The sequence below is a fragment of the Pseudoalteromonas fuliginea genome (assembly GCF_000690055.1).
GTDB classification, from domain to species: Bacteria; Pseudomonadota; Gammaproteobacteria; order Enterobacterales; family Alteromonadaceae; genus Pseudoalteromonas; species Pseudoalteromonas fuliginea.
In genome coordinates this window covers 1-909 of sequence record NZ_JJNZ01000171.1, presented here as the reverse complement: position 1 = coordinate 909, position 909 = coordinate 1, and the positions used below count along the sequence as shown (strand labels likewise).

1 protein-coding gene is annotated in these 909 nt (G+C 35.0%); it reads left to right on the top strand.

All coding sequences use genetic code 11. From position 1 onward, the window contains the following. Positions 1-284 precede the first annotated feature (284 nt). Entirely contained in the window at positions 285-842 is a 558-nt protein-coding gene (locus DC53_RS21460) for a hypothetical protein (RefSeq protein WP_050484181.1), read from the top strand. The last annotated feature ends 67 nt before the right edge of the window (positions 843-909 follow it).

The window sequence follows — 909 nt, the reverse complement described above, 5'->3', positions numbered from 1 at the left end:
AATGGAACGGAGTAACTATAAGTTGCTTAAGCGGAAAATAATGGTTGGCCATCGCTTCGCGATTATAGCCAACCATTATTTTCCGCTTAGCAAGGCGTTGAGGCTGTAGAATTACTCATTTTTAAGAAAAACAGCCTGTTTTGTGGGTTCCAAATGCATTACCTAATGCTTTAAAAACACGTAGAGTTAATTGCAGGAACTCATTATTTAATTGAATTTGGCTGTTGGAGTTATTCTACAGTCTCGTTAGCAGTATTTTCTAAATTGGGAGTTTAAAGTTAGGTATGGGGAAAAAATATTTCAATTTTAACGACCCTTATGCAAGTAAGTTTACTGATATAGTAAAGATAATAAAAGTATATCTACAGTTCTTCATAGGCTTTATTCTAATTACAATTCTTACATTTAAAGGGCTATGTGAAGTTCTTCAAACACTAAGTTTTTTGGGTTCTTTTGAGGATAACTCAATTGTTAAACACGTACTTGCTATAGGTACATTTAGCTATATTGCAAATGCCTTAGCAATATCTGCAGGTATAGAGCTTGGCCATATGCTATTTACTAATGGTCCGGATGAAGCAATTGAACCTTTAATGCTAGGTATTACCTCCGCTGCGTTTTATACACTTTCAACAAACTCTGGAGGCAGTTGGGTTTTAGGTATATACGCTATAAGTATCTTGGTACTCATGTTTTGTCTTAAGAAATATAAAGACTGGAACCTAGATCATACAGACGAGATGGCTCAATTAAATGAAAGATCTGAAACGTACTCAATTAAAGTAGAGGAAGATTCTATAGGCTGCTTCACAGTTGATATAAAAAATATTGCTAACAAGTAAATAAACAAGGATACGTACATTTGGCTGCTGGAGGGCAAGATTAACAATGACATATATGGACGCTCCC